This is a genomic window from Pseudomonas sp. LS_2 (assembly GCF_042709235.1).
GTDB lineage: Bacteria > Pseudomonadota > Gammaproteobacteria > Pseudomonadales > Pseudomonadaceae > Aquipseudomonas.
Window position 1 is genome coordinate 11,896 of the sequence record NZ_JAVAYC010000042.1, and the last position, 19,903, is coordinate 31,798.

Annotated in this window: 14 protein-coding genes; 6 read left to right on the forward strand and 8 right to left on the reverse strand. The window is 65.4% G+C overall.

The window, feature by feature from the left end:
* Nucleotides 1-25 precede the first annotated feature (25 nt).
* Nucleotides 26-2,176: a TonB-dependent receptor gene (locus RAC97_RS23480; RefSeq protein WP_375102008.1), complete on the forward strand. Its 2,151-nt coding sequence runs from the start codon at nucleotides 26-28 to the stop codon at nucleotides 2,174-2,176.
* Nucleotides 2,176-3,651, forward strand: a complete 1,476-nt coding sequence (locus RAC97_RS23485; protein ID WP_375102007.1) for a PepSY domain-containing protein — start codon at nucleotides 2,176-2,178, stop codon at nucleotides 3,649-3,651. The genes RAC97_RS23480 and RAC97_RS23485 overlap by 1 nt, the downstream gene beginning before the upstream one ends.
* 35 nt (nucleotides 3,652-3,686) lie before the next feature.
* On the opposite strand, the gene RAC97_RS23490 is transcribed toward RAC97_RS23485, so the two are convergent.
* The gene (locus tag RAC97_RS23490; protein WP_375102006.1) at nucleotides 3,687-4,649 is read right to left on the reverse strand and encodes an NAD(P)H-quinone oxidoreductase; all 963 of its coding nucleotides are present in this window, start codon (nucleotides 4,647-4,649) and stop codon (nucleotides 3,687-3,689) included.
* 141 nt (nucleotides 4,650-4,790) lie between these two features.
* Here RAC97_RS23490 and RAC97_RS23495 point away from each other — a divergent pair, with 141 nt between their 5' ends.
* Together RAC97_RS23495 and RAC97_RS23500 are read left to right on the forward strand one after the other, a co-directional pair.
* Complete coding sequence (locus RAC97_RS23495; RefSeq protein ID WP_375102005.1) at nucleotides 4,791-6,872, forward strand: carboxy terminal-processing peptidase; 2,082 nt, start codon at nucleotides 4,791-4,793, stop codon at nucleotides 6,870-6,872.
* A 114-nt stretch (nucleotides 6,873-6,986) separates the two neighbouring features.
* Nucleotides 6,987-8,741, forward strand: a complete 1,755-nt coding sequence (locus RAC97_RS23500; protein ID WP_375102004.1) for a GGDEF domain-containing protein — start codon at nucleotides 6,987-6,989, stop codon at nucleotides 8,739-8,741.
* Between the two features lie 94 nt (nucleotides 8,742-8,835).
* Here RAC97_RS23500 and RAC97_RS23505 read toward each other — a convergent pair whose 3' ends face one another.
* From RAC97_RS23505 to RAC97_RS23535, 7 genes are all read right to left on the reverse strand, one after another.
* Nucleotides 8,836-9,210: a hypothetical protein gene (locus RAC97_RS23505; RefSeq protein WP_375102003.1), complete on the reverse strand. Its 375-nt coding sequence runs from the start codon at nucleotides 9,208-9,210 to the stop codon at nucleotides 8,836-8,838.
* Nucleotides 9,207-9,548, reverse strand: coding sequence for a helix-turn-helix domain-containing protein (locus RAC97_RS23510; RefSeq protein WP_375102002.1), 342 nt, complete (start codon nucleotides 9,546-9,548; stop codon nucleotides 9,207-9,209). Before RAC97_RS23510 ends, RAC97_RS23505 begins: the two co-directional genes overlap by 4 nt.
* A gap of 88 nt (nucleotides 9,549-9,636) precedes the next feature.
* Nucleotides 9,637-10,077 (reverse strand): YkvA family protein, encoded by a 441-nt coding sequence (locus tag RAC97_RS23515; protein WP_375102001.1) that lies wholly within the window; start codon nucleotides 10,075-10,077, stop codon nucleotides 9,637-9,639.
* 282 nt (nucleotides 10,078-10,359) lie between these two features.
* On the reverse strand, nucleotides 10,360-11,091 hold the full coding sequence (locus tag RAC97_RS23520; RefSeq protein ID WP_375102000.1) for an FKBP-type peptidyl-prolyl cis-trans isomerase: 732 nt from the start codon (nucleotides 11,089-11,091) through the stop codon (nucleotides 10,360-10,362).
* Nucleotides 11,092-11,292: 201 nt separating this feature from the next.
* Nucleotides 11,293-11,655, reverse strand: a complete 363-nt coding sequence (gene nirD, locus RAC97_RS23525) for a nitrite reductase small subunit NirD (protein WP_375101999.1) — start codon at nucleotides 11,653-11,655, stop codon at nucleotides 11,293-11,295.
* On the reverse strand, nucleotides 11,655-14,207 hold the full coding sequence (gene nirB / locus RAC97_RS23530; RefSeq protein WP_375101998.1) for a nitrite reductase large subunit NirB: 2,553 nt from the start codon (nucleotides 14,205-14,207) through the stop codon (nucleotides 11,655-11,657). The genes nirD and nirB overlap by 1 nt, the downstream gene beginning before the upstream one ends.
* A 329-nt stretch (nucleotides 14,208-14,536) precedes the next feature.
* The gene (locus tag RAC97_RS23535; RefSeq protein WP_375101997.1) at nucleotides 14,537-18,553 is read right to left on the reverse strand and encodes a molybdopterin-dependent oxidoreductase; all 4,017 of its coding nucleotides are present in this window, start codon (nucleotides 18,551-18,553) and stop codon (nucleotides 14,537-14,539) included.
* A 307-nt stretch (nucleotides 18,554-18,860) separates the two neighbouring features.
* On the opposite strand from RAC97_RS23535, the gene RAC97_RS23540 reads away from it, so the two are divergent.
* Entirely contained in the window at nucleotides 18,861-19,064 is a 204-nt protein-coding gene (locus RAC97_RS23540) for a ParD-like family protein (RefSeq protein ID WP_375101996.1), read from the forward strand.
* Nucleotides 19,061-19,837 (forward strand): type I methionyl aminopeptidase, encoded by a 777-nt coding sequence (gene map / locus RAC97_RS23545; protein ID WP_375101995.1) that lies wholly within the window; start codon nucleotides 19,061-19,063, stop codon nucleotides 19,835-19,837. Before RAC97_RS23540 ends, map begins: the two co-directional genes overlap by 4 nt.
* The last annotated feature ends 66 nt before the right edge of the window (nucleotides 19,838-19,903 follow it).

The following is a 19,903-nucleotide window of genomic DNA, read 5'->3' on the forward strand; positions in this document are numbered from 1 at the left end:
TCGATTTCATCCAGGAAGCATTCGAATGTTCCGCATGACCACTTTGGCGCTGCTCGTGAGCAGCGCAACCAGCGCCTGGGCGCAACATGCACCCGTCACCCTGCCCGACAGCACCGTCAACGCCAGCGCCGAAGAGCCCGAGGGCACCCGCCTCAACCTCGACCGCACGGTCGAGAGCGGCTCGCGCCTGAACCTCAGCGCCCGGGAAAACCCGGCCTCGGTCAGCGTGGCCGACCGCCAGACCCTGGAGCGCATCGGCGCGCGCAACTTCCAGGACGCCGCCAACGCCCTGCCCGGGGTGAACGCCTCGGCACCGCCAGGCTGGGGCGGCTACGTGGCATACAGAGGCTTCAACGGCGCGCAGATCAGCCAGCTGTTCAACGGCATCAACGTACAGTACGGCGCCGCCGCGAGACCGGTCGGTGCGTGGATCTACGACCGTGTCGAGCTGCTCGGCGGCCCCTCGTCGTTCCTCAACGGCAGCGGTGCCGTCGGCGGCAGCCTGAACATGATCACGCGCCTGGCCAGCCGCGACGCCGACACCTTCGAGGGGCGCGTCAGCTATGGTCGCTACGACACCTGGGAAACCTCGGTAGGCGCCAACCAGGCGCTCAACAGCGGCGACGGGCCGCGCCACTATGCGCGGCTCGACTACAGCCGCACCCACAGCAACGGCTACATCGACCGCCAGGAAAACGGGGCCGGCAACCTGGCCTTCTCGCTGCTCAGCGACATCAACGACCAGCTCTCTCACACCCTGGCCATCGAATACCTGGAGGAAAAAGAGGACAGCCCGTACTGGGGCACGCCGGTGCTGCAACCGGCGCTCGGTACCCTGAAGATCGACAAGGGCAACCGCTTCAAGAACTACAACGTCGACGACGGCCGCTACGAGCAGCGCACCCGCTGGCTGCGCTCGATCACCGACTACCGCTTCGATGACGACACGGCGCTGCGCAACACCTTCTATCACTACAACGGCCAGCGCGATTACCGAAACCTGGAGGTGTACCGCTATAACGCAGACAACAGTGCAATCAGCCGCTCCAGTGGTTTCCGCCAGCGCCACGATCAGGAAGTGAACGGCAACCGTATCGAGCTGACCCACCTGGGCCACCTGTTCGGCCTGGCCAGCGACTGGGCCTTCGGGGTCGACTACAACCGCAACCAGCAAACCAACTACCCGCTGTCCAGAGGCGCGTTCGATAGCGTAGACCCTGACGACTTCGACCCTGGCGAGTTCCTCGATATCCCCGGCATGGACGCCCCGCGCGCCAAGGGCCGCAGCACCACCACCGACACCTCGGCCGCCTTCGTCGAGAACCGTACGCGCCTGACCGACCAGCTGTCGCTGGTCACCGCGCTGCGCTACGACCACATCGACTTCGACCTGTTCGACCATGTCGCCAGGGCCAAGCTGGACCGACGCTGGGACGTCTTCACCGGGCGCCTGGGGCTGGTCTACGACCTGACCTCGAACATCAGCCTGTACACCCAATACAGCACCTCGGCCGAGCCCCCGGGCGGCACCCTGACCAGCGCCTCGATCGGTCAGGTCGGCGACCTCGACCTGAGTACCGGGCGCCAGGTGGAAGTGGGCAGCAAGCTGGACTTCCTCGATGGGCGCGGCACTGCCACGGTGGCGGCCTACCGCATCGTGCGCAAGAACATATCGGTGCCCTCCTCGACCGTACCCAACACCACCGACCAGGCCGGCCAGCAGACCTCCACCGGCATCGAACTGGCGGCCTCGTTCAAGGTCACGCCCAAGCTGCTGGCAGCCGGCAACTTCGCCTGGGTGAACGCCGAGTACGATGAATTCAACGAGACCATCGGCGGCGTGGTGTACTCGCGCAAGGGCAAGACCCCGGTGAACATCCCCGACCGCGTAGCCAACCTGTGGCTGACCTACGACCTGGCCCCCGGCTGGCAACTGGGCGCCGATGCCCGCTACGTCAGCGCCGCCTACGCCAACACCGCCAACACCGCCTGGGTGCCTTCGTACACGGTCTACGGCCTGTCGATGACACACGACCTGGACCAGCATGTGCAGTTAAGCGCACGCCTGCGCAACCTCACCGACGAGGTGTATGCGCGCTTCATCCACCAGAGCAACACCCAGTACTACCTGGCTGAGCCGCGCAGCCTCGAAGTGGCTGTGCAATGGCGCTACTGATGAAGGCTCTCAAGCGCCAGCTGTACTTGTGGCACCGCTGGCTGGGCATCGTTGCTTGCGCGTTCATGGTGCTGTGGTTCGTCTCGGGGGTGGTGATGCTGTACGTCGGCTACCCCAAGCTGGCCCCTGCCGAGCGCCTGGCCCACCTGCCAGCGTTGCCTGTGGGATGCTGCGCCGAACTGCCAGGCGGATGGGCGCAGCAGCCGCTGGAGGCACTGCGTCTGACCAGCCTGGCAGGCAAGCCGCACTACCTGCTGGACCTCGCCGACGGCCGCCGCCTGGCTTTCGATGCCGCCAGCAGCGCGCCTGTGGCCGAGGTCGACGCTGCCTGGGCGCAGGCCAGTGCCCGGCAATACGCGGGCGATGCTGGGCTGACCTACCACGGCACTGTGCACGAGGACATGTGGACCCACTCGCGCGCCCTGGATGCCGAACGCCCGTTGCACCGGGTACAGGTGGACGATGCGCACGGCACCTGGCTGTACCTGTCGGGGCGCACTGGCGAGGTCGTGCGTGATGCCACCGCCCAGGAGCGCGCCTGGAACTGGGTCGGCGCCTGGCTGCACTGGCTCTACCCGCTACGCGGCGGTTTCGGCTTCGACAACGGCTGGCGCGTGCTGGTGATCGGGCTGTCGCTGGTCGGCAGCGTGACAGCGGTGCTGGGCCTGGTCGTCGGCACCCTGCGCCTGCGGGTGCGCAAGCGCTACCGCAGCGGCTCGTGCAGCCCGTACCACGGCGGCTGGCTGCGCTGGCACCACATCGGTGGGTTGCTGTTCGGGGTAATGCTGGTGCTGTGGGTATTCAGCGGGTTGATGTCGATGCGCCCCTGGGGGCTTACCGCCAGCGATTCGCGGCTGGACCTGAAGGCCTTGCAGCAAGGGCCTCTGCGTGCGACGGACATCGGCATGCCAGTCGCCCAGGCCCTGGCCGCACTGCAACGGGAGCCGGGCTTCGTGCCGGTGGAGCTACAGTGGCGACGCCTGGCCGACAGCACCTATCTGGTGGCACGCAATGGCGCAGGCGACAGCCGCGTGCTCGAGGCCGGGGCGCCGGTGGCCAGGCAGTTTTCCCGCCAGCGCTTGCTGACAGCGGCCCAGGCCATCGCACCGCATTCCGCGCCCGAGGTCGACTGGCAGACCCGCTACGACTTCCACTACTTCGCCCGCGACCCGCAAAGCATGTATGGCTTCCAGACCCGCCCACTACCCGTGCTACGTCTGCGTTTCGCCGACCCCGCCGCGACCTGGGTGTACCTGGACCCGGCCAGCGGCGAGCTGGTCGCCAGCCACGACCAGGCCCAACGCAATGGCCGCTGGTTGTTCAACCTGCTGCACAGTTGGGACTGGCAGCCGTTGCTGCAGCGGCCGCTGCTGCGCGAAGCGCTGATCGTCACCTTCAGCACGGGCGGGCTGGTAGTGTCGTTGAGCGGCTTGGTGCTGGGGTGGCGGCGCCTGCGCCCCAGGCAACGGTTGTGAACCTGCAGGGCTTGGCCGAAGAGGCCGGTGGAAACCTAAACCAAGGCGGGATCGATCACCAACACCAACTTCCCTGCTACCTGGTTACTGGCCAGCTCCGCATAGGCCGCTTCGGCGAACGCCACCGGGTAGGTATCGACCAACTGCGCCGACAACCGCCCCTCGGCGAACAGCGGCCACACCTGCTGCCCCAGGTCGCGCAACAAATCGGCCTTGAAGCCGTCGTCGCGGTTGCGCAAGGTGGAACCCGTGATTTCCAGACGCTTGCCCAGCACCAGGGCAAGGTCCAGCTCGACCTTGCGCCCGCCCATCAGGCCAATGATCACCCACCGCCCATCGCGCGCCAGCAGCTTGAGGTTCAGTTCGCCATAGCTGGCCCCGACCGGGTCGAGGATCACATCGAACGGCGCGAAGCCCTCCAGCGCTTCCAGGCTGTGGTTGCGCACCGCGCCGCCGGTGGCGCCGAGCGCCTCGCAGTAGGCCAGCCGCTCCGGGGAGCCGACGCTGACCCAGACCGGGTTGCCGAAGGCCTTGCACAGCTGGATCGCCGCCGAGCCCACGCCACTGGCGCCGGCATGCACCAGCACCTTCTCGCCCGGCTTCAGGCCGCCGAGCTGGAAGATGTTCAACCACGCCGTGGCATACACCTCGGGGATAGCCGCCGCTTCATGCAAGCTCAGGCCCTCGGGCACTGGCAGCACGTGGCGGGCATCGACCACCACTTCCTCGGCCATGCCGCCACCGGCCAGCAACGCACACACGCGATCACCGACACGCCAGCCGACACCGGCGCCAACTTCTTCGATCACCCCCGCGCACTCCAGCCCCAGGTAGGGACTGGCACCTGGCGGCGGCGGGTAGAGGCCGGCCCGTTGCAGCAGGTCGGCGCGGTTCAACCCCGCCGCTGCCACGCGTATGCGCACTTGCCCGGCATCACAGGCCGGGCGCTCGGCTTCGACCCAGGCAACATGTCCGTCAACGCCTTGCAATGCCTTCACAGTGCCTCCATAGTTGAGTCATGACTGAGCCTGGGGAAGCTTCCCCCCAGGCTTTTTGCAGTATTTGTCCGGCTCCATGGAACCGGCGAACGGAAAAGACGGCCTACTATGCGTGATCAATTGCCCCCACGTCGAATCAGCATGAAGCATTTCCTCCCCAGCACTGCCCTTGCAATGATGATCGGCTTCGGCAGCTTCGCGCTCGGTGGCAATGCGGCCGCCGCCAACAAGTGGGACAGCCTGCAGCCGGACCGTGACGAAATCGTCGCCAGCCTCAACGTGGTCGAGCTGCTCAAGCGTCACCACTACAGCAAACCGCCGCTGGACGATGCACGCTCGGTCATCATCTACGACAGCTACATCAAGCTGCTCGACCCTGCGCGCAGCTACTTCACCGCCGCCGACATCGCCGAATTCGACAAATGGAAGACCCAGTTCGACGACTTCCTCAAAAGCGGCAACCTCGACCCTGGGTTCACCATCTACAAGCGCTACCTGAACCGGGTGAAATCGCGCCTGGACTTCGCCTTGGCCGAGCTGGCCAAGGGCGCCGACAAGATCGACTTCAACGCCAAGGAAACCTTGCTGGTCGACCGCAAGGACGCGCCTTGGGCGAAGAACGAAGCCGAGCTCGACGACCTCTGGCGCAAACGCGTCAAAGACGAGGTGCTGCGCCAGAAGATCGCCGGCAAGGACACCAAGCAGATCCAGGAAACCCTGACCAAGCGCTACAAGAACCAGTTGTCGCGCCTTGACCAGACCCGCGCCGAAGACATCTTCCAGGCCTACATCAACACCTTCGCGCAGTCCTACGATCCGCACACCAACTACCTTTCGCCGGACAACGCCGAGAACTTCGACATCAACATGAGCCTGTCGCTCGAAGGCATCGGCGCGGTGCTGCAAAGCGACAACGACCAGGTCAAGATCGTACGCCTGGTGCCGGCGGGCCCAGCCGCCAAGACCAAGCAGGTGGCGCCGGCCGACAAGATCATCGGCGTGGCCCAGGGCGACAAGGACATGGTCGACGTGGTCGGCTGGCGCCTGGATGAAGTGGTCAAGCTGATCCGCGGCCCGAAAGGCTCGGTGGTGCGCCTGGAAGTGATCCCGGCGAACAACGCGCCAAACGATCAAACCAGCAAGATCGTGCCGATCACCCGCGAAGCCGTGAAACTCGAAGAGCAGGCGGCGAAGAAGTCGGTGCTCAAGCTCAAGCAGGATGGCCGTGACTACAAGCTGGGCATCATCGAGATCCCGGCCTTCTATCTCGACTTCAAGGCCTATCGCGCAGGCGACCCGGACTACAAGAGCACCACGCGCGACGTGAGAAAGCTGTTGACCGAACTGCAACAAGAGAAAGTCGACGGCGTGGTCATCGACCTGCGCAACAACGGCGGCGGCTCGTTGCAGGAAGCCACCGAGCTGACCAGCCTGTTCATCGAGAAAGGCCCCACGGTGCTGGTACGCAACAGCGACGGCCGTGTCGACGTGCTCGAAGACGAAAACCCCGGCGCCTTCTACAAAGGCCCACTGGCGCTGTTGGTCAACCGCCTGTCGGCTTCGGCCTCGGAGATCTTCGCCGGCGCCATGCAGGACTATCACCGCGCATTGGTCATCGGTGGCCAGACCTTTGGCAAGGGTACCGTACAGACCATCCAGCCACTCAACCATGGCGAACTGAAGCTGACCCTGGCCAAGTTCTACCGCGTCTCCGGGCAGAGCACCCAGCATCAGGGCGTACTGCCGGACATCGATTACCCGTCGATCATCGACACCAAGGAAATCGGCGAAAGCGCGCTGCCTGAAGCCATGCCATGGGACACCATCCGCCCCGTGGTACGCCCGGCCGCCGACCCGTTCAAGCCCTTCCTGGCCCAGCTCAAGGCACGCCATGACGCCCGCAGCGCCAAGGACCCCGAGTTCGCCTACATTCGCGACCGCCTGGCCCTGACCCAGAAGCTGATGAACGAGAAGACCGTCAGCCTCAACGAACAGGACCGCCGCGCCCGCCACGACGAAATCGAGGCCAAGCAACTGGCCCTGGAGAACGTGCGGCGCAAGGCCAAGGGCGAAGAGCCGCTCAAGGAATTGAAGAAGGAAGACGAGGACGCGCTGCCTACCGAGCCGGACGATACCAAGCCGGAAGACGACGCCTACCTGTCCGAGACCGGGCGCATCCTGCTCGACTACCTGAGCCTGAGTTCGACGGTGGCCAAGAAGTGAAACAGGATGATGGCAAAATAGTGTGACCTGTCATCAAACAGTCATTGCACTGTCGTGAAATAGAAGGGCCGGACGTGAAGAACGTCCGGCCTTTTCATTTTCAGGAAGCCGTCCATGACCGTCACCGAACAGCTCAGCGCATTGGGCGCCATTCTGGCTCAACGTAGCGTCCACAGCCTGTTCCAACCGATCGTCTGCCTTACCGAACGGCGCATTCTGGGTTACGAAGCGCTCAGCCGTGGCCCTTCCAACAGCCCGCTGCATTCGCCGCTGAACCTGTTTGCCATCGCCCGCCATGCCGGGCGCCTGGGCGAGTTGGAAGCGCTGTGCCGGGAAACCGCCTGTCGGCGCTTCAGCGAACTGGGGCTTGAGGGCAAGCTGTTCCTCAACGTTTCGCCGGAATCGCTGCTTGAGCCGCACTATCCTTCCGGGCGTACGCTGAAGATGCTCGAGCAGGTCGGCCTGTCGCCAAGCCGAGTAGTGATCGAGTTGACCGAACAGACCCCCACCGACGACTTCCAGCTGCTTTCCACCGCCCTGCACCACTATCGCGACATGGGCTTTTCCATCGCCCTGGACGACCTCGGCGCCGGCTACTCCAGCCTGCGCCTGTGGTCGGAACTGCGCCCTGACTATGTAAAGATCGACCGACATTTCATCGATGGCATCCACCAGGACCCGCTCAAGCGCGAGTTCGTCGGTTCCATCCTGCAGATCGCCCGGGCCTCGCGGGCCCAGGTGATCGCCGAGGGCATCGAGCTGGGCGAAGAACTGTCGGTGTTGAGCGAGATGGGGGTTGATTTGCTGCAAGGCTACCTCCTCGGCCGCCCACAGGAGTTTCCGCTACGTGAAGGCCTGGGGCTGCCAACACCTGCGCCGGGCAATGCCCTGGTGCCGAGCGAGGATGGTGCCGACCTGGCCGCGCTGTTGATCGAGCAGCCTGCCGTGCCGCTCGACACGGCAACCCTGCAAGTGCTGGAAGCCTTCCGGCGCCAGCCCAACCTCAACTCCCTGGCGGTACTGGACGAGCAGGGCCAGCCCTGCGGCATCGTGCACCGCCACTCGTTGGCCGATGCGCTGCTCAAGCCCTTTGGCACCGACCTGTTCGCCCGCAAGCCGATCAGCCGGTTGATGAGCGAAGACTTCCTCGCGGTGGAGCGCGGGCAGTCGTTGCAGCAGGTCAGCCGCTTGCTCACCAGCCGCGCCCGGCAGCGTATCGAAGAAGACTTCATCATCACCCTGGGCGGGCGCTACCTGGGCATGGGCCGGGTGATCGACGTGCTCAAGCTGATTACCGAGCAGAAGATCCAGCAGGCGCGCTACGCCAACCCGCTGACCCTGCTGCCGGGCAACGTGCCGATCCAGCAGTGCCTGGCGCGCCTGCTGGAACAGTGCCGCGACGCAGCCGTGTGCTACGTGGACATCGACAGCTTCAAGCCCTTCAACGACATCTACGGTTATGCCCGTGGCGACGAAGTGCTGTTGTGCCTGGCGCAGTGCCTGAACGATAGCGTCGATCCGGCCCAGGACTTCGTCGGGCATATCGGTGGCGACGACTTCATGCTGGTGCTCGGCTCGGCCAACTGGCGCGAACGCCTGGATGGGCTGACCCAAGCGTTCATGGACCAATGCCGACGCTTCTATCGCAGCGAACACCTGGAAGCAGGGTGTTTCATCGCCCACAACCGCCAGGGCCAGCGCGAGACCTTCCCGCTATTGTCGCTGTCGATTGGCGTGGTGTGGTTGCATCGCGAGGCCTGCGATGGGCTGGATGCCGGGCAGCTAGCCGACCTGGCCTCGCAGGCCAAGCGCCAGGCCAAGGATACCGCTGGGTCCAGCCTGAGCCTGATCGATACCCGGCCGCTGTAGCTCGGCGGCGGCCCTTTCACGGGCAAGCCCGGGCCTACGGGGGCGGTGGCGAACCTGCGGGCGTGCCCGCGAAGAAGCCACTGGCAATGCCTGCCTAGCTCTCGACTTCCTCGGGGTAAGGATATTCGAACACCCGCACCACTTCCGAAGCATGCCAGGACGCCGCCTCCAGGCCATCCACCGGCCCGGAGAACCGCCCCAGTCGCTCGACACACTCGAAGAAACCGGTACGCGGCAGGCGGCTGGCGCCTTGGCTGATCACCAGCGAGCTGCGCAGCGGCTGCTCGGCGCGGGCATCGAGCACGGCAAGGTATTCCAGGGCGGCGGTGAGGGTCTGCATGGCGGGGGTGGGCAGTTGCAGGCGTTCGAGCAAGGCACGGTAGGTCAGCAAATGGCGCTGGCGTCGCGCCAGGTCGAGTTCGTCCAGCAGGCCCTGCCAATGCTGACGGCTGATCCTGACCTGGCTCATGATGGCTCGCTCCAGCCTGCAACACCCAGGTGCCAGGCCAGGCTGCGCAAGATCGCCGCATCAGGCCGGCGCTCGCCGGACTCGATCATCGCCAGGTAGGCCGGGCTGATGCCCACGCTGCGGGCCAGCGCCTCGGGCGCCAGGCCCCTGCCCTCACGCAAACGCGCCAGCTCGCCCAAGGAGGGCAGGCTGGCGCTGGGTGGGGCATCCTGGGCTGCGGGTAGCGTCTCGACGCTGGCAGGCGCTTGCCCTGCCGCCTTCAGCAGTGCCTGGTATTGCTCCCAGGGCACGACCGCGTACTCGGGTTGACCGTCCCGGCTGATGACCTGAATACCCATACAACCCCCTTACTTGGGATTACCGCATGTAATCCGTCGGCATAACGCTTATGCCAATTATATTAGCAAGCGCGGGAGTCTGTGCAGGTCAAGGGGTACGTCTTTCCAGGCGCAAGGCTTCGGGGGTATCTGGCAGGCGCTCGACAACACGCAGGCGCTCCGGCGCCTGGCCGTCACGCCAGGCCTTGAAGCGCGCCAGTTCGTCGGAAACGGTCTTGAGCACCCAGCCCAACACCGCAATGTCATCCAGGAAACCCACGCCCAGCAACCAGTCGGGAATGGCGTCCAGGGGGCTGACGAAGTACAGCAGGCCCGCAACGATGGTCACCAGCGCCTTAGGGCTCACCGCCCGGTATTCGCCACGCCACCACGCCAGGCACAGCGCTTGTAGCAGGCGTACGTCCTCTCGCAGTTGGCCGAGCCGCGGCCCTTTGCGCGCCACGGCGAACAACAGGGCAGGCAGGCGCCCGCGGCTCAGCAGGCGTTCGGCCAGCGGCAGGAAGCGAGCGAAATTCCAGGGTGCACGCATGGAACCTCCAGAGGTGCGCGAAGGTTATCCACATATTTTGTGGATAACCTTGTGAACAGGGCAGCGCGCCGGGGGGTGTGGTGCCCGCACGGCAAGGGCCTCGCTCAGATCGGGCGTTTTTTACACAACCGTTTCAGACACGCAAACGATTTGTGTCAGATGCATCCGAACAAGCGGCGCTGCAATTACTCCGACAGTGCGTCTGCAACAGGGTTCGCGTCAAGCCCCGGCAAAAACGACGACGCCCCGTCGAAACGGGGCGCCTTGGGTAAAGCGTGCGGCTTACTGGGCCGGTGCTTCGGCTTCGCCTTGCGGCTGACTTGCGTCCTTGATGCCCAGCAGTTCCAGGTCGAAGACCAGTACCGAGTTGGCCGGAATCAGCGGGCTCGGGCTCTGGGCGCCGTAGGCCAGTTCGGCCGGGATGTACAGCTTGTACTTCTCGCCGACGTGCATCAGCTGCAGGCCTTCGACCCAACCTGGGATCACGCCGCTCACCGGCAGGTCGATCGGGCTGCCGCGCTCGACCGAGCTGTCGAACACCTTGCCGTCGGTCAGCTTGCCCTCGTAGTGCACGGTGACCACGTCGGTCGGCTTGGGCTGCGGGCCGTCGGCCTTCTTCACCACTTCATACTGCATGCCCGAGGCGGTGGTAACCACGCCAGCCTTCTTGCCGTTTTCCTCGAGGAACTTCTTGCCGGCAGCGGCTGCTTCCTCGCTGGCCTTGGCCAGGCGCTCCTCGGCGCGCTTCTGCAGCGCGGTGAAGGCTTCTACCAGCTCTTCATCCTTGACGCGCTGCTCTTTCTTGGTGACTGCGTCCTCGATGCCGAGGGCCACGGCTTTGGAGTCCAGGTCGTCCATGCCTTCCTGGGCCAGGCTCTTGCCCATGTTCAGGCCGATACCGTAGGAGGCTTTCTGTGCGGGTGTCTTCAGCTCGACGCTGCTGGTCTGGGAGTCGCAGCCCGCGAGCACCAGGCCAACCAGGGCAACCGCAGCCGCCAAACGATGTTGTTTCATGCTAATTCCTTGTTCATGCGCCATAAGGGCAAATCAGGGTAAAGCCGCGAGCTTATCAGGCGGCCATGACCAATGGCTACCGGGATAAGAGGCGGTTTCCGGGGCGAAGTTCAGTGGATAAAGGGATCTTCATCCGCGTAGCAGCAGATTCAGTTTTTTCTCACACCACTAAGACCCTATTCCTACGGCGCACAGACATCTTCAGAGCAGCCCAAGCTCCACCTGCTCCCCACGCACCCGCACCGGCCACACCCGCAGGCGCTGCGCCTCATCCTCCAGGCAGCGCCCATCGCTCAGGCAGAAGTGCTGCTTGTACAGCGGCGCCGCTACCACCAGCTCGCCGCCCAGGCTGCCCACCAGGCCGCGGCCGATGATGTTCGCCCCCGAGCGTGGGTCGCGGTTGTCGACGGCGTACACCGCCTGCGCCTGGCCCGGCAGGTAGAACAATGCCACCTGCGCGCCGTCGACCCAGGCCACCACGCCCGAGCCGGCCACCAGGTCCCGGACCTGGCACACCGCATGCCATTGAAGATCTTGTGCCACGGCAGCATTGGAACGGTTCATCAGACAACCTCCTCGACAGTAGGGATCAGGTGTAGCGCTGCAGCCGGCCGGCGCTGTTCGCGTTCGCGCACGAAGTGCACGTCCGGGTCGGGGCGCTGGTCGTTGACGAAGGTGCGGAAGCGCTTGAGCTTCTCGGGGTCTTTGAGGGCGTTGGCCCATTCGCATTCGTATCGGTCGACCACATGCTGCATCTGCGCCTCGAGCTCGCCGGCGAGGCCCAGGCTGTCGTCGAGGATCACCGCCTTGAGGTAATCCAGCCCGCCCTCCAGGCCCTCGCGCCACACCGAGGTGCGTTGCAGCTTGTCGGCGGTGCGAATGTAGAACATCAGCACGCGGTCGATGATGCGTATCAGGCTTTCGTCGTCCAGGTCGGTGGCGAACAGCTCGGCATGGCGCGGGCGCATGCCACCGTTGCCGCAGACATACAGGTTCCAGCCCTTGTCGGTGGCGATCACGCCGATGTCCTTGCTCTGCGCCTCGGCGCACTCGCGGGTGCAGCCCGACACCGCGAACTTGAGCTTGTGCGGCGAGCGCAGGCCCTTGTAGCGGTCTTCGATACGCAAGGCCATGGCCACGCTGTCCTGCACGCCGTAGCGGCACCAGGTGCTGCCCACGCAGGACTTCACCGTGCGGGTCGACTTGCCGTAGGCATGCCCGGTCTCGAAGCCGGCCTCGATCAGTTCGCCCCAGATCAGCGGCAGCTCGTGCAGCTGCGCGCCGAACAGGTCGATACGCTGGCCGCCGGTGATCTTGGTGTAGAGGTCGTATTTCTGCGCCACCTGGCCGATCACGATGAGTTTTTCCGGGGTGATCTCGCCACCGGGGATGCGCGGCACCACCGAGTAGGTGCCGTTCTTCTGCATGTTGGCCATGAACGTATCGTTGGTGTCCTGCAGCGGCACCAGGGAAGGGTCCATGATCGGCTGGTTCCAGCACGAGGCGAGGATCGAGCCCACGGTCGGCTTGCAGATATCGCAGCCCACATGGCCCTTGCCATGGCGCACGAGCAATTCGTCGAAGCTGCGGATGCCCTCCACCCGCACCATGGCATAGAGCTCCTGGCGGGTGTAGGCGAAGTGTTCGCACAGGCTCTTGTCGACGGTCACGCCGCGGGCAGTGAGTTCGTGCTCGAACACCTGCTTGAGCAAGGCTGCGCAACCGCCGCAACCGCTGGCCGCCTTGGTGCAGCCCTTGACCGCCGCGAGGTCGCTGCAGCCGCCGTCGATGGCCGCGCAGATCGCGCCTTTGCTGACGTTGTGGCACGAGCAGATGGTCGCGCTGTCGGGCAGCGCGTCGGCGCCCAGGGCCGGAGCACCGCCCGTTTGCGGCAGGATCAAGGCAGCCGGGTCGGCGGGCAGCGCGATGCCGTTCTGCGCATATTGCAGCAAGGTGTCGTAGTAACTGTTGTCGCCCACCAGCACCGCACCCAGTACGCGCTTGCCGCTGGCATCCACCACCAGGCGGCGGTAGCTGGCATTGGCTTCGTCGATGAAGCGGTAGCTGCGCGCACCGGGGGTAGCGCCATGAGCGTCGCCGATGGAGCCGACGTCCACGCCCAGCAGCTTGAGCTTGGTCGACATGTCGGCACCGGTGAAGGCCTCGGCCGGCGCGTCGAGCAGGGTTGCTGCCAGGTTGCGCGCCATGCTGTAGCCCGGCGCCACCAGGCCGAAGACGCTGCCGTTCCACGAAGCGCATTCGCCGATGGCAAAGATGCGCGGGTCGCTGGAGCGGCAGTCGCCATCGATCACCACCCCGCCGCGTGCGGCGATCTCCAGGCCACTGGCGCGGCCCAGGGCGTCCTGCGGACGGATACCGGCGGAGAACACCACCAGGTCGGTTTCCAGGTGCTCGCCGCCGTCGAAATTCATGCGGTAGCGGTAGCGTTCGCCTGCACTGATCGACTGCGTGGCCCGGGAAAGGTGTACCCCCACCCCCAGCGCCTCGATCTGCGCGCGCAGCGCCGCGCCACCTTCGGCATCCAGTTGCACCGGCATCAAGCGCGGCGCGAACTCCACTACGTGGGCCTCGAGGCCCAGGGACTTGAGCGCGTTGGCCGCCTCCAGCCCCAACAGGCCGCCGCCGACCACCACGCCACGGCGGGCACCGCTGGCGGCTGCGCGGATCGCATCGAGGTCGTCGAGGGTGCGGTAGACCAGGCGCGCCGTGCCGCTGGAGCCTTCGATCGGCGGCACGAAGGGATAAGAGCCGGTGGCCAGCACCAGGCGGTCGTAGCCATAGCGGCCTTCGGCAGTGACGATTTCGCGTTGCTCGCGGTCGATTTCCAGAACCGCTTCGCCCAGGTGCAGATGCACGCCATGCTGGTCGTAGAAGTCGGCCTCGCACAGCGCCAGGGCCTCGGCGTCGCTGCCGCCGAAGTACTCGGACAGATGCACGCGGTCGTAGGCGCGCTGGCGCTCCTCGCCGAACACCCGCACCTTGAAATGCGCCAGGGCGCCGCGCTCGACCAGTTGCGCGACCAGGTGGTGACCGACCATGCCGTTGCCGACGATGACCAGTCGCTCAAGTTGCCCGTCGTTCGCTGTTGCCTTCATAGCCGATCCTCGATCACGGTTCGCGGGTTTGCCCGCGGCAAAGACAAAAAAAAACGCCTGGAGCCGAAGCTCCAGGCGCCTTTGCCTGTACTCATCAGTGTGAGGCCCCTGCTGATCGCCGTTGATCGGCGGGGCGTGTTGTGGAACAGGTGAAGCAGGGAGTGTGCCAATTAGGCTTCTGTGGAGGCCTCTTCGCGGGTAAACCCGCTCCTACAGGGTTCGGTGCCGCTCTTCAGGCCGACATCGAACCTGTGGGAGCGAGTTTACCCGCGAAGAGGCCAGGTGCTTCGATGCATCACCCCAGTGCACCCCGCCCAATCCCAGTGCACTCAATACACATCGCGCTGGTAGCGTTTGTCGCGGCTCAGCCCTTGCACATAAGCCGCAGCCGCTGTCTCGCTCATCCGCCCATGCTCGGACACCACCTGGCGCAAGGCCGCATCGACGTCCTTGGCCATGCGCTGGGCATCGCCGCAAATGTAGAAATACGCGCCATCCTGCAACCAGCGCCACAGCTCGGCGCCCTGCTCCAGCATGCGCTGCTGCACGTACAGCTTCTCTGCCTGGTCGCGCGAGAACGCCGTACTCAGGCGTAGATGCCCACTGGCCTGCCAGGCCAGCAACTGCTCGCGGTAGTAGAAGTCGCAGGCTTGGTGCTGCTCGCCGAAGAACAGCCAGTTGCCGCCTGCCGCACCACGCGCCTCACGTTCTTCGAGGAATGCGCGAAACGGCGCGATCCCCGTGCCGGGGCCGACCATGATGATCGGCGTGGCGTCGTTCCCGGGCAGGCGGAAATGCCGCGACACCTGCGCAAAGATCGCCACGTCCAGTGCTCCGGCGCGGTCGGCAAGAAAGCCCGAACACACACCTTTGCGCTGGCCATAGCGCACCGTGGAAACGGTCAGGTGCACTTGTTCCGGGTGGGCCGCCAGGCTCGAGCTGATGGAGTACAGCCGCGGCTGCAAGGGCTTGAGCAATACCAACCACTCGGCCAGCGGTAGCCGCTGGGGGAACGCACGCAGGACATCCGGCAACTGCTTGCCCCACAGCCACGCCTTCAGCTCGGCTTGTCGCTCGGGTTGCAGGAGATGACGCAAGCCTTCGGCATCGACGTCCTGGCTGAACGCTTCCAGTTGCGTGGGCGTTACCCGGGCGATTTCCAGATGCCGCTCAAGGGCGTTGGCCAAGGACATGGGCGGCAGGTTGGGCGGCTCGACCACCACCTGGCCATCGAAGCCCATCAGCTCGAGCAGCTCGCTTACCAGGTTCGGGCAGTTGCGCGGCCACACGCCAAGGGCATCGCCCGGTTGGTAGGTCAGGCCGCTGCCGCTGAGGTCGAACACCACCTGGCGTGTTTCCTTGCTGGCGCCAGGGCCATTGAGCACGCGGTTTTCCAGCAGTGGCACAAGGCACGGGCGCTGCCGGGTGAAGGCCACTTTTGGCTCGGCCTCGGTCACTTCGCCGGCACTCGAACCCAGCACCGGCAGCAAGGCTTGCAGCCAATCGGCAAAGGCCTGGTCGAAGTCCGGTTCGCAGTCGACGCGCTCGAGCAAGCGTCGCCCACCCAACTCGGCCAGGCGCTGGTCGAGCTTGCGACCAAAGCCGCAGAATTGGCCATAGCTGGAGTCGCCCAGGGCCAGCACTGCGTAGGGCAGTTCGGCGCACTGGCTACCCTCCTCGCCCTGCAAGGCCTGCCAGAACGCCGTGCCGCTGTCTGGCGCATCACCATCGCCGAAGGTACTGGCGATCAACAGCACGCTGGCCGCGCCGCGCAGTTGAGCGGGGCTGACCGACTCCATGCAGTCGAGCGCCACAGCCAGCCCCGCCTCGCGCAGACGCCCGGCGCAGCGCTCGGCCAAGGCCTCGCCATTGCCGGTCTGCGAGGCCCACAGCACGCGATGGCGCGGCACCTCGGGCACGGCCACCGGCGCGCTCGCAGGCTGGGCGAACAGGCCGGCCAACAGGCCCTCGACAAACAGCCGCCGCGTGGCAGCCAAGGGGGCGTTTGCGGGCAAGCTCGGTACGCCATCGACACGGGCCTGTGCCAGGCCGAGCAGGAAACCTTGCAGGTAATGACGCTCGTCGTCGCTCAAGGTCGGCGGCGGCAGCGAATCCAGGCCAAGCAAGCGCGACAGGTTGGCGGTCGGCGTGCTCTCAGGGACTGCATCGCCCAGGTCGATGGCTTCTATACGCTCGCCGGCAACCCGCTCAAGGGCGACGGCGCAGTGCTTCAGGGCAGGCTGCAACGACGTGGGGTCGACCGCGTCGCAGGTCACGGCATTGACGGCCCACTGCTCGCCGTACAGGTCGTTCCAGTGGAAAGGCGCGAAGCAGTTGCCGGCCATCACCCGGTCGCTGATGCGCGCTGGCAACACGGCTTGGCCGCGACGCGAGCGGATCGCCACCTGGTCCTTCTCGGCAATGCCCAGGCGCTGGGCATCGGCAGGGTTGATTTCGACAAAGGGGCCGGGTTCGAGCTTGTTCAAGCTGGCCACCTTGCCGGTCTTGGTCAGGGTGTGCCATTGATGCTGCACGCGGCCGGTGTTGAGCACCAGCGGGTAGTCGTCATCGGGCAGCTCGGGCGTTGGCAGCCAGGGCCGGGCGAAGAAGCGTGCCTTGCCGCTGGCGGTCGGGAAGGCCAGCGCGGGGAGGTGCTGGCCATCGCTCAACAGTTTTTGGCTGATACCGTCGTTGAGGTAGCGCAGCGGGTTGCGCTGGCCGGCCTGGCCCGGGGCGCACGGCCATTGGCATGGTTGCTCGCGCAAGGCGGCGTAGTCGATGCCGCGCAGGTCGTAGCCAGTGGCAGGGTTGTGGAACTGGCGGATTTCCTCGTACACCGCCTCGGCGTCGGGGTAGTCGAAGGCTTCGGCATAGCCCATGGCACACGCCACCCGGGCGATGATCCGCCAGTCCTCAAGGCTGGCGCCGGGGGCCGCGACGGCGCGTGGCATCAGGGTCAGGTTGCGTTCGCTGTTGATCATCACCCCCTCGCCCTCGGCCCATAGCGCGGCAGGCAGGAGGATGTCGGCATAGCGGTTGGTCTCGGTGTCGAGAAAGGCGTCCTGGGCGATCACCAATTCGGCTTGATTCAGGCCGTCGATGACCTGTTGGCGGTTGGCGACACTGGCCACCGGGTTGCTGCAGATGATCCAGCAGGCCTTCACCTCGCCGGTCTTCATCTGCTCGAACAACGCCACCGTGCCCTCGCCACCTTCGCGGCGCAGGCTGCCTGGCGCCAGGCGCCACTGCTGCTCGACGAACGCCCGGTCGCCCTCGACCTGCGCCGAACGCTGGCCTGGGAGCCCCGGCCCCATGTAGCCCATCTCGCGCCCGCCCATGGCATTGGGTTGCCCGGTCAGCGAGAACGGCCCGCTGCCGGGTCGGCAGATGGCGCCGGTGGCCAGGTGCAGGTTGCACAGCGCGTTGGTGTGCCAGGTGCCATGGATGCTCTGGTTCAGACCCATGGTCCAGCAGCTCATCCACTCGCCTGCGTTGCCGATCCATTCGGCGGCTTGGCGGATATCCGCTTCGGCAAGGCCGGTGAGCGCGGCCACGCGGTCAGGGGTGTAGTCGTCGAGGAAGGCGGGCATATCGCCCCAGCCTTCGGTGTGCTGGGCGATGAAGCCGGGGTCGGTGTGGCCGTTGGCATGCAGCAGGTGCAGCAGGCCATTGAGCAGCGCCAGGTCGCTACCGGGGCGCACCTGCAGGAACAGGTCGGCCTTGTCGGCGGTGGCGCTGCGGCGCGGGTCGACGACGATCAGCCGGGCGCCGGCCTTGAGGCGGTCCAGCAGACGCAAGAACAGGATGGGGTGACAGTCGGCCATGTTCGCGCCGATCACCAGGAACACTTCGGCGCGCTCGAAGTCCTGGTAGCTGCCCGGCGGGCCATCGGCGCCGAGGGATTGTTTGTAGCCACTGCCGGCGCTGGCCATGCACAGGCGCGAATTGGATTCGATATGGCGGGTGCGGATGTACCCTTTGGCCAGTTTGTTGGCCAGGTACTGGGCCTCCAGCGACATCTGCCCGGAGACGTACAGCGCCACGGCATCCGGCCCATGTTGGTCGATGATGCCGCGCAGGCGCGTGGCGGCCTGTTCGATGGCGATGTCGATCGACGTGCGTACCAGGGGATGCCGACGCTGTTGGCGCACGAAGGCTTGCTCCATGCGTCCGGCTGCGGTCAACGGTAGGTGCGCGGTGAGGCCCTTGGTGCACAGGCGGCCGAAATTGCTGGGGTGCTGCTTGTCGCCGCTGATCTTGCTGACCTTGCCATCGACCACGGTCATGACGATGCCGCAGCCCACCCCGCAATACGGGCAAACACTGCGTACCTCGCTGTTGCTCATGGGCGGTTCTCCTGTGGGCAAAATGCAAAAAGGCGCCGGCCGCCCGGGCTTGCTTGGCAAGCGGGGCAACACGGCGCCTTTGTCGTGAGAGTGTTGGAAGCCATCGGCGTTGACGGTTCCGGAGGGGGTGAATCAGCAAGTTCCGGGCCAGCTGGCCTGGTGCCCGAAGCCCGTGTGCTGCTGGCTTCACGGGCAGGCCTGCGGCTACAGGGGCCGCACTGTCCTGGCGCCAGGCGCACCATGAGGTGGCAAGATGCGGGCGAATGGCGATATGCTTCGTATACGTTTCATATAAAGGAGCCTTGCCATGGGTATCGTCAAGATCGCCGACGACCTCCACGAAGATTTGCGCATCGCCAGCGCCGCGATGTCGCGCTCGATCAACGCCCAGGCTGAGCACTGGATTCGCCTGGGCATGCTCGCCGAGCTGCACCCCCAAGCCACGTATCAGGACCTGCTGCGCCAGCTGTTGCGCCAGGAGCAGGCCAACCTCAAGGAACTGTTGCAATGAGCAAGGTGATTCTCAAGGACGCGAGCCAAATGGCGCTGATGCGCAACGCCGGCCAGTTGTTGGCCAAGGTGTTCGCCGACCTGGATGGTTTCATCCGCGCGGGTGTGACCACGATGCAGATCAACGACCGTGCCGAGGCGTTCATTGTCGAGACTCTCAGGGCACGTCCGGCGAGCAAGGGCCAGTATGGGTTTCCCTACTCGCTCAATACGTCGGTGGACCAGGTGGTGTGCCATGGCATGCCTAAGGTTGACGAGGTGCTGCGCGAGGGTTCGATCATCAACGTGGATATCACCTTGGAACAGGGTGGCTATATTGCTGATTCGTCGAAGATGTATTGCATCGGTGCGATCAGCGAGGAGGCTCGGCGTTTGGTCGACACTACCTACGAGGCGCTGTGGCGGGGCATAGAACAGGTGCGGCCTGGGGCGACGCTGGGTGATGTCGGGCATGCGATCCAGACGTTCGCGGAGGCGGCTGGTTACAGTGTGGTGCGGGAGTATTGTGGGCATGGCATCGGCAAGCAGATGCACGAGGCGCCGCAGGTGTTGCATTACGGGCAGCGTGGGATGGGGATGAGGCTGCAGCCGGGGATGGTGTTTACCATCGAGCCGATGATCAACCAGGGGCTGCGTGGGACGCGTACGCTGAAGGATGGTTGGACGGTGATTACGCGGGATGGGGGGTTGTCGGCGCAATGGGAGCACACTGTGGCGGTGACGGAGGGTGGTTATGAGGTGTTGACCTTACGCGAGGAAGAGTGCCGCGTCTGACGCCCACCCCGTTCTTGCTCTTGCTCTTGCTCTTGCTCTTGCTCTTGCTCTTGCTCTTGCTCTTGC